Origin of the sequence: Clostridium puniceum, from assembly GCF_002006345.1 — a bacterium.
GTDB lineage: Bacteria > Bacillota > Clostridia > Clostridiales > Clostridiaceae > Clostridium > Clostridium puniceum.
In genome coordinates this window covers 1-16,144 of sequence record NZ_LZZM01000214.1, presented here as the reverse complement: position 1 = coordinate 16,144, position 16,144 = coordinate 1, and the positions used below count along the sequence as shown (strand labels likewise).

The following is a 16,144-nucleotide window of genomic DNA, read 5'->3' as shown; positions in this document are numbered from 1 at the left end:
TGGAAAAAATCTAAAATTACCCTTGAGATTACTTGAGGGTAATCATTAGATTTAAAAAATTTTAAATAAAAAAGTTAATTATTTAACAATGAATTATTATAAATACAAAGGAGATTGATATTTATGGCAAACAGAATGATTTTAAATGAGACAAGCTACATAGGACCAGGAGCAATTGAAAATATTGTTATTGAAGCAAAAGTAAGAGGTTACAAAAAAGCATTAATTGTAACTGATAAAGATTTAATAAAATTTAAGGTTGCGACTAAAGTAACAGATTTATTAAAAGCAAATAATTTAGCTTTTGAAATTTTTGATGAAGTAAAAGCAAATCCAACTATAAATGTAGTTTTAGCTGGTATAGAAAAATTTAAAACATCTGGAGCAGATTATTTACTTGCAATAGGTGGAGGTTCATCAATTGATACTGCAAAGGCTATTGGAATAATTGTAAAAAATCCTGAATTTTCAGATGTAAGAAGTCTTGAAGGTGTAGCAGAAACTAAAAATAAATGTGTTGATATAATAGCAGTTCCAACAACAGCAGGAACAGCAGCAGAAGTAACAATTAACTATGTAATTACTGATGAAGAAAAGAAACGTAAATTTGTATGTGTAGATCCACATGACATTCCAGTAATTGCAGTGGTTGATTCAGAAATGATGTCATCAATGCCAAAAGGCTTAACAGCAGCTACAGGTATGGATGCTTTAACTCATGCAATTGAAGGCTATATTACAAAAGGAGCTTGGGAATTAACGGATACTCTTCATTTAAAGGCTATTGAAATTATTTCACGTTCACTTAGAAGTGCTGTAAATAATGAACCAAAAGGAAGAGAAGACATGGCTCTTGGACAATATGTTGCAGGTATGGGCTTTAGCAATGTAGGTCTTGGAATAGTTCATTCAATGGCACATCCACTTGGAGCCTTTTATGATACTCCACACGGGATTGCTAATGCAGTAATTTTACCATATGTAATGGAATATAATGCACAAGCTAGTGAAGAAAAATATAAGGAAATAGCTAGAGTAATGGGAGTTCAAGGTGTAGATAGCATGTCTCAAGAAGAATATAGAAAAGCAGCTATTGAAGCCGTTAAGAAGCTTTCAGAAGATGTTGGAATTCCTAAGACATTAAAAGAAATTGGTGTTAAAGAAGAAGATTTACAGCTACTTGCAGAATCAGCTATGGCAGATGCATGTACTCCAGGTAATCCAAGAGATACAAGTATAGAAGAAATCTTAGAAATATATAAATCGATTTACTAGAATTTAAATAAAAAATAAAACTTATTTGCAAAGTAAATATTGTATATAAAAAATGACTGATTCAAAATTTAAATTATTTTGAATCAGTTATTTATATATTATAGAGATTTTAGAGCAGTTTTATTAGAAGAACTAAATTTATTCTCAATTTCTAAAAAAATATGATTGTCATAGTAGAAAAATATAAAGCAGATTATACTAGGAATAAAGATTAAAAATGTAATTGAAACATTATTTGCTAAATAATATGCTAAAAAAATAGTACCAACCTTTAATATGGTTATAGGAAATTTTTTTATCATATAGTGTGTTGATAAGATTAATAAATCTTTAAATCTAATTTCGAATTTAGAGTTTATAGGAAACGAATATAAGTTTACTAATAAGATTATCATTATCAATATAGCAAAGAGCATATGAATTCCCTTTTCTGGCATATTTAAATAAAAATATTGAAAATCAATAAACAATACTGTAATTATAATCAGTTGTATTAGCCATAATTTTAAATTGGAAAGAAAATTATCTTTATAGAAATTCCAAAAATGACATGAAAAAAATATATCTTTTTCATATATTATTTTACCAACTGAAGAGTATAGAGCACCTAAAGAAGGTCCTAAAGGAATTAGGCAAATAAATAAGATCAATAGATTAAATTGATTTGGAAAAATTGTTGTGAAAATAAAAAATAATATGAGCAATATATTACAAATAGCAAAATAAAGACTACTTTGAATAAAGCCAAAAATATAATTTGATATTTTATAAAGTGATTTATCGTAAAAATCTTTTTTCATAATGCCTCCTGTATTATATAGATAATATTTCAAAGTAAACTTTTACAATAGTATACATCTAAATTAAGAAAAATAAAATAGCATTTTAGTAAAAATAAGAATATTTTCACTAAAAGTATTATTTTCAAGAATATACAAACTATTGAAATTGACTTCCTAAAATATTTCAAAATAATTGATTCAAATTTGCAAAACATGTATAATGAAACCGAAAAAATGATTTTAATAAACATTAATTTAAAAGGTGTATAGTTAATTATATTAATTTGAATTAGAAAAAATATATGTGGAGGTGATAAATAATGGGTAAAGATAGTATAAATATTTATGCAATAGCAAAAGAAGCAGGAGTTTCGCCAGCTACTGTATCTAGAGTATTAACTAAAAGTGCAAGAGTTAGCAAAGAAAAGAAGGAAAGAGTGCAAGCCTTAATTGATAAATATAATTTTAAACCCAATGCACTAGCAAGAAAACTTAGTAATACAGAATCTAAAACCATTGGAATTTTATCATCAGATATACGAAACCCTTTTTATGCAGCCTTGTTTGTTGAATGTGAAATAGCTGCTAATGCAAGAGGATATACTGTTTTATTATGTAATTCCTTAGGTGAAAATAAATTAGAAGACTCCCATTTAGAAGGTTTATTTGAACAAAGAGTAGATGCTATTATTCAAACTGGTGGCAGAGTCGATGAATTAATTTCAGATGAAGAGTATGTAGCACACGTAAATAAGATAGCTGATTCTATTCCAGTTATAATTACAGGGAAATTAGAGGGATCAGAATGTTATCAAGTGAATATAGATCAAGGGTATGCTATGGAAATTTTAATGGAATATGTAATAGGATTAGGTCATGAGGAAATAGCATTGCTTGGTGGAAGAAAAAATGTAAAATCTACCTATGATAAGCAATTACGCTATCGACAATTACTTACAAGACATGCAATTGAATTTAATAAAGATTGGATTATTGAATGTGAGAGTTATGATATTGAAGGCGGGTATAAATGTATGAATCAATTATTTGATTCTAATAAAAAATTGCCATCAGCTGTAATTGCTATTAATGATTTTACAGCAATTGGTATTATGCGTTCTATAAGAGAACATGGACTAGAAATTCCTAAGGATATTTCTGTTGCCAGTTTTGATAATACTTTTGTATCAGAAGTTGCTACTCCTAAATTGACTACTGTAGGATATGATTATAAGCTGCTTGGAGAGACATTAATAGATGTTTCTATAAGTGCTATATATAAGAAAGATCCTCCACGAATGCAATTGATTAAATCTGAACTTGTAATTAGAGATTCCTGTAAAGAAATTGAAGAGAAATAAAAAATTAATATTATAAACAGTGATGTTTGAGAATGGATAGTTAATATAAAATTTTAAATATATAAGTTCTGATTAATAAAATTCATAGTTTGCAAAATTAACTTGTTTACATTATTAAGAATGTACAGTAAATTTAAATGAATCCAAGTACAATTTAATTAGTAGAAATAAAATTTAATATACATAAAAAAGAATTTTTATATTTTTGCAGTTGCGATTAAGTATAGAAATTTTTTTATATTTCGTAAAATTAATTATGGAAAATAAAGCAACATTTACAAAAAAACAGATTGACAGAGAATAAATGAGAGCGTTATAATAACAATATGAAATGGGTTTCAAAAAATTCTATAAACAAATTTAAAAGATATTTTTCTAAAAATTAAATTCAATCATTTATTATTTCAATGAAATAAAAACGTATACATATAAAATGTTAAACAATCATAAATATATATAAATTTTCAAGTCTTGCATTATTAAATAATAAACATTTATTTTTTAATAATGTTTGAAACCAGTTTCAAGAATGCTGAATGGAGGAATATTAGTGTGAAAAAGAAGTTAATGCAAAGGAACAATTCGCATGTAGCGACAATAAGAAAGAAAACTTTTTGGGAAAAGGTAAGGGATAATAGGACGTTGCTTTTGATGTGTTTACCTGCTATATCATTTTTTATAATTTTTGCTTATTGCCCTATGCCAGGTGCATATATTGCTTTTACAGATTTCAATTATAAAAGTGGTATTTTTGGAAGTAAATTTGTTGGATTTGATAATTTTAAATTCTTAATTCAATCTGGTAGCTTGTGGCAACTAACAAGAAATACAATTTTATATAATATTGCATTCATTGTATTAGGAAATATGTTACAGATTTTTGTGGCAATATTATTAAATGAAGTGAAAAATAAATTATTTAAAAAAGTAGCTCAAACTATAATGTTTTTACCTTATTTTATTTCAGCAGTATTAATTGGTTTATTAGCATTTAATGTTTTAAACTATGATTTTGGATTTATGAATTCTATAATTAAATTCTTTGGGGGAGATCCTATAAAAGTTTACTCTATGCCAATGGCGTGGCCTATAATTATTGTTATTGTAAACTTATGGCAGCAAACAGGATATGGATCTATTGTATATTTTGCATCTATATGTGGTATTGATTCAAGTATTATTGAGGCAGCAGAAGTAGATGGAGCAAACATAATACAAAGAATTCGTTATATTATTTTACCAAGTTTGAAACCAACAGCAATCATTTTATTCTTATTTGCAATTGGAGGAATAATGAAAGGTAATTTTGGTTTGTTTTATAACTTAGTAGGGTCATCTAATTCACTTTTGTTCCCAACAACAGATATTATAGAAACTTATGTATATAGAACCTTGATGAACAATTTTAACTTTGCAAATTCTGCAGCAGTAGGTTTATATCAATCAGTTTTTGGTTTTATACTTGTTATGGTATGTAACTGGATTGTTAAAAAAATTGATGAAGAGTACGCATTATTCTAAAGGAGGATTAATATGGAGACTAAAATTAACAGTACTGCAAAGATAGAAACTAAAACTAATAGCACTATAAAAAAAGATAATATGACAAAAGCTGTACATGGTTTTTCATATGCATTTATAGGACTTTTTGCTTTAGCGTGTTTAATTCCTTTTGTACTTATGATTTCTGCTTCTTTCAGTACTGAGACAACGATTACAAAGAATGGTTTTGCAATATTACCACAGGGATTTACAATAGCAGCTTATGAGTTAGTTTTCAAAAGTCCTAGAATATTAATTGGTTCATATGTTGTTACTATAGTTATGACCACTGTGGGAACTTTAATTGGATTGTTTATAGTAGCTATGACAGGCTATGCACTTCAACGTAAAGACTTTCCATTTCGTAACAGTATTTCATTCTTTATTTATTTCACAACTTTGTTTTCAGCAGGTTTAGCACCTACTTACTTGTGGATGAGTCAATATTTAAATTTAAAAGATAGCTATTTAGCTGTACTTTTCCCACTATTGATGAGTCCTTGGTTAATTATATTAATGAAAAACTTTGTTAAATCCATTCCATATGAAATAACAGAATCAGGGAAAATTGATGGTGCAGGTGATTTTACCATTTTTGTTTCTTTAATTTTGCCTATGCTAAAACCTGCATTGGCAACAATAGGGTTATTCATAGCTTTAGGATATTGGAATGAATGGTATAACTCTATGCTGTATTTATCATCATCTGTAGAGTACAAGCCGTTGCAAAATTATTTGTACGGAATCGTTAATCAAGCGCAAGCCTTAAAGAGCTCAGTAGCTGGAGCTAATGTACCAGTAGGACAACTTCCTACTACAACTTTAAAAATGGCTACAGCAGTACTTGCAACAGGACCAATTATTTTCTTATATCCATTTGTACAAAAATATTTCATTGCAGGTATTACTGTAGGAGCTGTAAAGGGTTAACTTTACATGTTAAGGGCATGTTGGTATTTCTCAATAATGGGAATTACATAAATTTATATTATTTAGGGAGGCAATTAAATGAGTAAAATAGGAAGAAAGATTTTAGCTACGTTATTAGTTGGAGCAATGGCCTTAACCTTAGTAGGATGTGGTGGAAGCAATTCTGCTAAAACATCTGGTAAGGCTACAACTACTGTAAAAGCAGATGGCACAATCGATACATCAGAACATGTTAAAGTAAAATTTGTTGTTTTAGGCAATAAACCAACAAATGGAAGAATGGAAGCTACATTAGAAAAAGTAAATGAAAAATTAAAAGAAAAGGTAAATGCTGAATTAGAACTTCAATATGTTGAATGGGCTGATTGGCAAACTCAATATAATTTATTATTAGCTAGTGGAGATAAAACAGTTGATTTAATTACTACTGCTACAGACTGGTTAGATGCATGGCCAAATGTTAAAAAAGGTTCTTTCTTACCATTATCAGAAGATATGTTAAAAACATATGCTCCTCAAACATATTCAAGTGTATCAAAGGAACATTGGAATCAATGCAAATATAATGATCAAATTTACTTAATTCCAGAAGATAACTACACACAATATACAAATCATGGAATGTTCTATAGAGGTGACTGGGCTAAAGCAGCTGGTCTTGATCAAATTAATAATTTCACTGATTTAGGAAAGTATTTTAAATATGTTAAAGAAAATAAAAAAGATTGTGTTCCTTGGGATGTATCTGGTAAAGCAGCAGCAGCCAATGCATTTGTTGGTGGATATATAGATTCTAATACAAAAAATGTGGTGATTAACGGAATTCCAGTTGGATTATCTACATTATTCTATGGAAAATCTAAAGATGATCCTTATACATTAACCTCTCCATATATGGAAGGTACTACATTAGATGATTTTGCAGCATTAACAAAATCTTGGTCAGATGCAGGATATTGGAGAGAAGATGTATTAAATTATGATGGCAATAGTCGTGATTTAATGTACACAGGACAATCTGGAGCAGATCAACATCATAGTCAAACATACTATACAACTACAAGACCTTTAATGGATGTAAAACAACCTGGCTCTGATTTGAAAATGTTTCCATTCTCAGAACCAAGTAAAAACCTTACAAAAGTAGTTATTACACATGGTGCATTAGCAGTTGGAGCAAATTCTCAAAATCCTGAACGTGCTTTAATGGTATATGATTTGCTTCGTAATGATAAGGAAATTTATAGATTATACAATTATGGTATTGAAGGAAAAGACTATACAGTTACAGCTAAAGGTGAGTTAGCAAGACCAGAAGGATTTGATGCATCAAAAGATGCGCTTGAAACAAATTTCTGGTGTGGACGTAATGATAACTTAGAACTTATAGATTCTACTTGGTATACTGGAAGAAGTGACATGATTAAAAACTACAACAGTTATGCAATTGAATATCCTTATGGTCAGTTTATTTTTGATAATAGTAAAATAACTACAGAAATTGCTGCTATGGCAGATGTTTGTGCAAAATATATTCCTAAAATTGCATTTGGTAAAGTTACTGATCCAAAGGCTGAAGTAGCAGCCTTTAGAGAAGAATTAAAAGCTGCTGGATATCAAAAAGTATTTGATGAAATTCAAACACAACTAAAGGCTTCAAAAAAGTAAGAATTAATTAAAGTAAGTTACAATAAAAATGGTATCTTAACTAAAAAATGATTGCTACAAAATATCATATTATATATGGGTAATTTTGCAGCAATCTTTTTTATTCTTAATATAAATTACTAAATAACTTCTTGTAAGGATTAGCAAATTAAACCTTATAGAAATAAGAAAGGGGAAACAAATATGAAAAATTCTAAAAAATGTACAACACTATTAGTATTACTAGGTTCAGCTTTAATATTGCAAGCATCTCCAGCAAGAGCAGCTTCTAATATTGAAAATACAGAAGAGAAATTATCAATAAGTACAGAAGATTTTATTATTGAACCACAATTTAAGGACATTCTAGAAACTACCACCACATCTGCAGTTACAACAACAAGTCTATCTGCTACAGTTACATTAAATGATTTGCAAAATAAAATTAATGCTTTAGTGGCAAAAGTAGAGCAAGATAAAAAGTCTGGAATAACTTTTGCAACAGAGAAATTAAGTGAGTTATACTTAGATGCATCTAAAGTAGAAGGTACATTATCAAAATTTGAATTAAATATTGAAGCGGCTAAAAAATTGATACAAGCAAATAGTTCAGATCAAGAAGCTATAACAGCTGCTTATAATACAATCGATACATCATATAATTCTATTAGAACATTAAAGACATACAGTTCTTTTAGCGGTACTGATGGAGAAGTATGGAAGGATACAAATGGGGTACCAATTCAAGCACATGGTGGTCAAGTTCAGTGGCTGGAGAAGGAAGGTAAATGGTATTGGTATGGTGAAGATAAAACTAAGGGATATAGAAGTAATGGCATAAGTGCATATTCCTCAAAGGATCTTTATAATTGGACTTTTGAAGGATATGTTATGAGAACAATAAGCAGCAGAGAACAATTAGACAAGGATCCATATTTTTCAGAGCTTTATAAAGATTATACCAGCAAAGAAAAAGATAATGTATATTTATGTTTCAATGATTCTACAGCAGTTATTGAAAGACCTAAAATGATTTATAATCAAAAAACAGGTAAATATGTACTTTGGTTTCATGCAGATGGCCCAACAGTAGAATCACCAAATAGTAATTATGCAGCGGCATCAGCAGGTGTTGCAATAAGTGATTCGCCCAATGGTCCATTTAAGTTTCTTGGAAGATATCGCTTAAATGTATGTCCAGCAGCAGATAAAAAAGGTGAATGGTATGAAGCCAGTGCAGGTTTTGCAAGAGATATGAATTTATGGATTGATGATGATGGTACAGCATATATAATTTATTCCAGTGAAGAAAACCGAACTATGTTTATTTCAAAATTAAATGATGAGTATACCTATTTAGCCACTGACGTAGATAAGGCAGTAAAAGGCAAGGACTTTGTACGTCTATTTCCAGGGGCACAAAGGGAAGCACCAGCATTATTTAAATATAATAGTAAATATTATATGATTACATCAAGTGCTACTGGCTGGGATCCAAATCAAGCAAAATACTGGGTTGCAGATGATATATTAGGTGAATGGACTGATATGGGAGATCCTTGTATTGATGATAAAGATAAAAAGACATTCTATACTCAAAGTACAAATGTAATCAATGTAGATAAAGATGGCGGTAAATTTATCTATATGGGAGATAGATGGAAATCCAATAATCTAGGTGATTCAAGATATGTATGGCTTCCATTAGAGTTTGACTCAAAGGGAAATTTATTAATTAAACCATATACTAACTGGAAACTTGAAGATTTAAACAACAAATATAGTATTCAGGTAAATTCAGAGCTTAAAGATGTTTATACTGGTATTGAAGAACTTCCCAAAACATTAAATATTAAAGTGAATGAAAATGGCAAGTGGATTAATAAAGATACTGCAGTTAAATGGAATTTACCAGATCTTACACCTATGTCAAAGACAACAGTTACAGGAGTATTAGAAGCTGTTGGCAGACAAATCAATGTAAATGTTATCAATATACCAAACAATTTACAATATTATGTTGATTGTGGTGCAAAAAAAGGCTCTACCACATATGAGTTAGCAAACTCGAAGGCTAAATTAAAAAATAGTAAAGAATGGGATAAGGCATATGCAGAAGGTTCTTGGGGATATGTTGGTAAAATAGGAACAGATATTAATTATAAAAATAGTGATAGCACAGATGATTATGATAATGGATTTTGGGCTTATAAAGATAAAAAGATTGAATATGTTGTTCCTCTTAAAGCAGGAAATTACAGTTTATTTGCAGGTTTTAATGAATGGTGGGGGGCAAACAGAACTATGGGTGTTTCAATATCTTATAAAAATTCAAATGGAGAAACTGTAAAGCAAGAACTAGGTACATTTACTAGTAATAGTAAGAAGAATGTGAAATACACATTTAATTTACCGATAGATACTGAAGTTAAAATTAGTGTTTACAAACCTAATGTTAATAATCCTGATGTAATTCTTAGCTGGTTTGCGCTTCAAGAAAATAGATAAGAAAATCAACCAATTTAGAAAAAACAACAAGATCAGAGAAGCTAATATAATAAACAGATTAAAATAGTAATTAATATATTGGTGTTAAATTAGTAATCAAGAATAATAAGAAAATTAAACAATAATGTTAGTTAGAAAAGTATTTAATTTTCTAACTAACATTACATTTTATTTAACAACAGTAGTAAAGCATTTCAATGATGAATGGGGAACCACCTTTAATACAATAAATCCTATGAATGAACCAAGCACTAACTATTGGAAGAAAGGAGGAAATCAAGAAGGCTGTGATTTTAATAGTCCAGAAGAGAAAAATAATATTTTGGACTTATGAGTCAAAGCCTTACTAAAAAGGGACTTACTACAAAACTTTCTGGATTTGATGAAACTGGTATTGATTATTCCTCTATAGCTATACAAAGTGCATCTAATGAGACACTTTCAGTAATTAGTCAATTTAATACACATGATTATAGTGATGGATCTAGAGCTAAGCTTAGAGATATAACAGCATCACTTGAAAAACCATTATACATGGATGAAATATGTACAAGCGGTGGAGCAGGACATGACGCTAATAATATGGATAATGGACTTAAAATTGCAGACTATATGTTTAAAGATTTAAGAGATATGAAGACAACTGGATGGGATATATGGCAGGTTGTTGATGATGAAGAAATGAATAAATCCAACAATTCAAACTGGGGGCTTATTAGTGCTTATTGGTCAGGGGTTAATGCTGAAAAGTATTTTATTACAAAACAATATTATGCAATGGCTCATTTTAGTAAGTTTATAAGACCAGGTTACAAAATTATTGATGTTAACAGCCCAAATGTTGTGGCTGCAATTGATCCTACATCACAAAAGCTTGTATTGGTAACAAGAAATACTTTTGAGAATGATGAACCATTAATGCTTGATGTTTCAAAATTTGATACTACAAGAGCCACAATTGAGGCGTATAGAACTACAGCAGCAGAAAGTCTTGCTGATATATCTTCAAATGGAGTAACTTTAACAAATGGAATTTTGAAAGATACTTTACCAGCAAAATCTATGGTAACTTATGTTATTTCAAATGCTAAATATAATGGTGAAATTGGAACTACTACAAATGATAATGTTATTGGAGCTAATAATAATCAGTTCCAATATAGTAATTCATGGCAATACTATGATTCGCAAGGTGGAGCCTATAGTAAAGATGTTCATTATTCTAATACTACTGGCAGCTATTATCAAGTTAAATTTAAGGGTAATAGAATAAAACTATATGGAACTTTTGCTCCAGACTCAGGAATAGCTGGTATATCAATTGATGGTGAATCAGAAACAAAAGTTGATTTGTATTCTGCAGCTAGAAAGGATAATGCATTAATGTATGTGAGCTCAATATTGGATGAAGGAGCACATACTGTAAAAGTTAGTGTTACAGGAAATAAAAATACGAATTCTAGTTCAACCTATGTTATAGCTGATAAGGCTGTAGCAGTGAAACAAAGTACAAATAATACAGTTGTGCAGAGACCACAGCTTACCAAAGTAACTGCTGGATATAATAAACTTTACGTTGAATATAATCCTATAGATGGTGCAGCTTCATATAATATAAAATATGGAATGGCTCCAGGAAATTATACAAACGTTATTAATAATGTAACAGATGGTTCCTATTTAATTAGTGGACTACAAAATGGAAAGAAATATTATATAGCAGTAAGTGCTGTAATTAATGGAAAAGAAAGTGTGAATTCAAATGAATTAGCAGAAAGTCCTGTTACATCAGCAGATTCAAATTTATTGTATTATGTAAATTGTGGTGATGCAAGCCCTAACATATTAGAAAATGCTGAAGTATTAGGGACAAACAATAGCACTCAAGATCAACCATATGGTTTAGATTTATTAACAGGATATAAATGGGCATATATTGCTGATGAAGGTAAGGAATGGTCTCAAGACACAGAAGCTTCGGTTGAATCAAATTATGGATGTGAAAGACAATATGATGGAACTGCATCTCAAGGTGGCTTAACCTATAAGTTTGATGTACCAAATGGGAAATATTCTGTGACTATAGGCTTATATGATCCTTGGGCTCATAAGGATAGACTTGAGGATATATTAATTAATGGGAATGTAGTAGAGAAAGGGCTTTGCCCAACAATTAAAGGGAAGGTATCTAATAAGTATACTGCCGAGGTAAAGGATGGAATTTTGACTATTAGAGTTTAAAAATCAATTAATGGGAAAGATAAACCACTTATTTCATGGATTATAATATCTAAATAAACATGCTTTATAACAATACTGCTAAAGTTATAGACATGGGGGAAAATATTAAACTTAAGGATAGATACTTATTTTTTATAAAATTATTTCAGTATTGAAGTAAAAAAGAACTGGACTTAAATCCAGTTCTTTAATACTATAGATTTCTTTATTCATTTACAAGATTCAAAATGAAAGTAAAAATTGGAGGTTTATATGTTTTACTGTTTAAATCCTAATATATTGCCTAAAATAAGGTTAATAAATTTTGCTATAATTGATTTACCTTATGTGCATAAAAGACGAAAAGCAGAGGAATATATTCTATATATTATTAGAAAAGGAAGTATGTATATTATAGAAAATGGGAAAAAATATATTTTGACAGAAGGAGATTTTTTTCTGCTTGATCCATCTTATATCCATGAAGGATATAAAGGGGCTTATTGTGAATATTATTATATTCATTTTCAACATTTCGATATTCATAAAATGGAAGAGTATTTAAAACCTTCAATTACCCAGGAAATTTTAAAAAATCGTAATGATTTGCTTCAAAGTAATTCTTTTTCTTACGATATTTATGAAAAGGACAAATTATTAATCCCTAAAATATATCATTTTTCAAATTATAATAGTTTTATTACAACTAGCTGCCTGTTAAATGAGGCAATAGAACATAATAAAAACCAAATAGAAAACTATAAAATACTTTGTTCATGTAAAGTTCTTGAAGCACTTATTGAAATAACAAGAAGTTTTGTTTTTACAGAAATAGAAAATCTATCTTCTGGAGTTCCAAAATCATATAGGAAAATACAAGAATTATTAAAGTATTTAAACACAGAATATGCGAATAAGATTACTAGCACCACAATTGAAAAGCAATTTTCTTGTAATTTTGATTATATGAATCGTGTTTTTAAAAAATTGACACAGAAAACTATTTTTACTTATTTAAATACAGTTCGTATTGATCATGCCAAGGAACTAATTTCGACTACTTCCTTGAAGCTAGCCGAGATTAGTGTTAATGTAGGTTTCAATGACGAGTATTATTTTAGCAAGGTCTTCAAAAAATATACAGGTATTCCTCCTGTAGTTTATGCAAGAGGAATGTTAAAAAATAAGTGATTATAAAATGATTTTTGCTGTTTTTAAGTTATCGCCATAAACATATATATGAATAGGAGCGTCTTTAGAAGTTCTGTGAATGTATAGGAGTAGACGACCTTCATAAGCTCTACGATAATGAGCTGTATATTCTGTGACATCAGAAAGATCGCCATTTTCTAATCCTAGCAATTTACCAGGACCTTGAATTTTTACATAAAGCATTGTACTGTCATTTGCAACATGGCGATTTTTTGTATCAGTAACTGTAACTTCAATTTGACTTATATTTTCATGAGAAATTACATTAGAAGATTGATTTTTCCATAGAGAAAGTTCAATATTACAGGAAGAAGTTGTTGTTTCTAAAGTATCTGTTATTTGCTTTGTTTCACTAACGCAAGCTGCAACTACTTTTAACTGTCCTTCTTCAAAAGGTAAAATCCATGATATATATCCAGTTTGGTTGTCTACAGTGTTAATACCAATGCTTTTCCCGTTACATAATAACTCAGCACTTGTAAGGTTTGTATAGCAGCGTACTAAAACAGGTTCACCAGGACTGTAATTCCAAGAAGTATACATAGGTTTCCATTCACTATCATTATTACTATCTGATCTTCCAGTTACTATTTTTAATATAGGTTTTGTTGACCAAAGACTTTGCCTACGATAAAAAGAAGTTTTTTCAAATCCAGCTAAAGTTAGAATTCCAGCTCCAGAACCATGAATTGGCCAGCCATGAGCTTCACCTAAATAGTCAATTCCTGTCCATAAAAATTGTCCTGAAATATATTCCTTTTCTAATACTGCTTTCCAACCTTCAAAACTATGACTATTTTCGCTTCCTAAGAAAGGTTTTTTAGGAAAACGAGAATGGTCTTGTTCATATAAGCTTTCCTTATAATTATAGCCAACTACATCTAAGGAATCGATAAAACCAATTTGTGTAGACAATTCAGGAAAAGCTACAGCAGCTGTAACAGGACGAGTTATATCCTCTACTTTCACTATTTTTGTAAGTGTAGCGGCAAGTTTTGATAAACGTTCAGCATTTGGTTTATTTGGATTATATTTTCTTTCTTCGGCAGGTTTATTTGCATCGTTGTTACCAGTCATATGAGAGAATAGGGGATGACAGTAAGGATCATTTGGATAGTCAATTTCATTACCTATACTCCACATTACTATACTTGGATGATTACGATCTCGTTTAATAAGAGCTTTTAAATCACGTTCATGCCATTCAGTAAAATCTTCAGAATAGCCTTGATGTCTTGGAGGATATACATTATGACCATTCCACCATTTATTTTTAGGACCTTCCCATTCATCAAAAGCTTCATCCATAACTAAGAAACCAATTTCATCGCATAAATCATATAATTCTGGCATATGTGGATTGTGGCTCATTCTAATAGCATTGCAGCCCATTTCCTTTAATTTCATAAGTCGACGCATCCATACTTCAGGGAGAACAGCAGCACCTAAGCAGCCAGCATCATGATGTACGCAGACTCCTTTAAATTTTGTAGAAACCCCATTTAAGAAGAAGCCTTTATCAGCATCAAAAGAAAAACTTCGAATTCCTACCATGTCAGTTTTTACAATATTCCATGCTCCTAAATCATCACGACAAGTGCTGCTTTCAGATGTATTTGCTTCAACTTTAAGTTTTGTTATTAATTTATAAAGGTTAGGCTGCTCTGGAGACCACAACAAAGGAAAGTCAAGGGAACCTTCTGTTAAGATTGTCTCAGTTTCACCCTTTAAAATTAATGAAGTTTTAGAAAAATAAGCTGTTTCAGATCCATCTGTACGAAGAAGAATATTTTTTACAGTTATCAGTGAATCAAAAGAACTGTCATTTAAAATTTGATTATGTATGACAATATCTGCTTTATCAGAAGTTACAGAAGGTGTTGTAAAAAAGATTCCATCAGGTGTAGGATGTACTACGTCTTCTATTATAATTTGAACTTTTCTTGTAATACCTGAACCTGTGAACCATCTAGAATCTGAAATATCGCTATGATTTACCTTTACACTTATAAGATTTTCAGCATCACCAAAAGAAGCTTGTTCTGTAATATCATAACGGAAAGTTGTATATCCATAAGGCCATTTGCCCTTATAATAGCTGTTGCACCAAACTTGACTGTTTTTATAAATACCATCAAAAACTACCCATATTTTTTTACCACGAAAGATTTCAGGAAGTGTAAATTTTTTATGATACCAGCCAATTCCACCAGAAAGATATCCTGTTCCACTTGAATATTTTCTATCAAAAGGCTGCTTTACAGACCAATCATGAGGTAGGTTAACTTTTTCCCAAGCAGATGAGTCATAACCTTTTTCCCATGCGTTTTGGCAATCGCCTAAATTAAAATGCCAATCTTCATTTATATTTATATATGTTGTATCCATTGTAAAATTACCTCCATTTATAACTCACTAATTCTAATAATGTACTAGGCATAGTTTTAGTATATTCTTTTGTATAATAGATGCAATGGAATTTAGATAGTGTACTTGTAAAATAGAGACATATAGATTAAATTGTTTATAAAAATAAACAATATAGTATTTAACTAAATTTACACATTAAGCTTATGTAAAGTAACTAAGCATATATGTTTTATTTATTTGACAATAAATATTAAAAAAAAGGATACATTGTATAAATAAAAGTATAAGGTTTAGTAA

11 protein-coding genes are annotated in these 16,144 nt (G+C 29.7%); 9 read left to right on the top strand and 2 right to left on the bottom strand.

Annotated elements, in window-relative coordinates:
- Window positions 1-123 precede the first annotated feature (123 nt).
- On the top strand, window positions 124-1,275 hold the full coding sequence (fucO, locus tag CLPUN_RS22365; RefSeq protein ID WP_077849432.1) for a lactaldehyde reductase: 1,152 nt from the start codon (window positions 124-126) through the stop codon (window positions 1,273-1,275).
- 98 nt (window positions 1,276-1,373) lie between these two features.
- Here the strand turns inward: fucO and CLPUN_RS22360 are convergent, their stop codons facing one another.
- Complete coding sequence (locus CLPUN_RS22360) at window positions 1,374-2,075, bottom strand: DUF624 domain-containing protein (RefSeq protein ID WP_077849431.1); 702 nt, start codon at window positions 2,073-2,075, stop codon at window positions 1,374-1,376.
- Window positions 2,076-2,377: 302 nt separating this feature from the next.
- Between CLPUN_RS22360 and CLPUN_RS22355 the strand changes: the two genes are divergently transcribed.
- The 8 genes from CLPUN_RS22355 to CLPUN_RS22320 all read left to right on the top strand — a co-directional run bounded on the left by CLPUN_RS22355 (window position 2,378) and on the right by CLPUN_RS22320 (window position 13,456).
- A complete protein-coding gene (locus CLPUN_RS22355) occupies window positions 2,378-3,418 on the top strand; it encodes a LacI family DNA-binding transcriptional regulator (RefSeq protein ID WP_077849430.1) in 1,041 nt (346 codons plus the stop codon).
- Between the two features lie 552 nt (window positions 3,419-3,970).
- Window positions 3,971-4,939, top strand: coding sequence for an ABC transporter permease (locus tag CLPUN_RS22350; protein WP_242954233.1), 969 nt, complete (start codon window positions 3,971-3,973; stop codon window positions 4,937-4,939).
- A gap of 12 nt (window positions 4,940-4,951) precedes the next feature.
- Window positions 4,952-5,890, top strand: coding sequence for a carbohydrate ABC transporter permease (locus tag CLPUN_RS22345; protein WP_077849429.1), 939 nt, complete (start codon window positions 4,952-4,954; stop codon window positions 5,888-5,890).
- A gap of 78 nt (window positions 5,891-5,968) precedes the next feature.
- Window positions 5,969-7,558 (top strand): ABC transporter substrate-binding protein, encoded by a 1,590-nt coding sequence (locus CLPUN_RS22340; protein WP_077849428.1) that lies wholly within the window; start codon window positions 5,969-5,971, stop codon window positions 7,556-7,558.
- Between the two features lie 183 nt (window positions 7,559-7,741).
- The gene (locus CLPUN_RS22335; protein ID WP_077849427.1) at window positions 7,742-10,045 is read left to right on the top strand and encodes a glycoside hydrolase family 43 protein; all 2,304 of its coding nucleotides are present in this window, start codon (window positions 7,742-7,744) and stop codon (window positions 10,043-10,045) included.
- Between the two features lie 124 nt (window positions 10,046-10,169).
- The gene (locus tag CLPUN_RS22330) at window positions 10,170-10,379 is read left to right on the top strand and encodes a hypothetical protein (protein WP_077849426.1); all 210 of its coding nucleotides are present in this window, start codon (window positions 10,170-10,172) and stop codon (window positions 10,377-10,379) included.
- Window positions 10,376-12,286 carry a fibronectin type III domain-containing protein gene (locus CLPUN_RS22325; RefSeq protein WP_077849425.1) on the top strand — a complete coding sequence of 637 codons (1,911 nt, stop codon included), beginning with the start codon at window positions 10,376-10,378 and terminating at the stop codon, window positions 12,284-12,286. Before CLPUN_RS22330 ends, CLPUN_RS22325 begins: the two co-directional genes overlap by 4 nt.
- Window positions 12,287-12,538: 252 nt before the next feature.
- The gene (locus CLPUN_RS22320) at window positions 12,539-13,456 is read left to right on the top strand and encodes an AraC family transcriptional regulator (RefSeq protein ID WP_077849424.1); all 918 of its coding nucleotides are present in this window, start codon (window positions 12,539-12,541) and stop codon (window positions 13,454-13,456) included.
- Here CLPUN_RS22320 and CLPUN_RS22315 read toward each other — a convergent pair whose 3' ends face one another.
- Window positions 13,457-15,865: a glycoside hydrolase family 2 TIM barrel-domain containing protein gene (locus tag CLPUN_RS22315; protein ID WP_077849423.1), complete on the bottom strand. Its 2,409-nt coding sequence runs from the start codon at window positions 15,863-15,865 to the stop codon at window positions 13,457-13,459.
- Window positions 15,866-16,144: the final 279 nt, after the last annotated feature.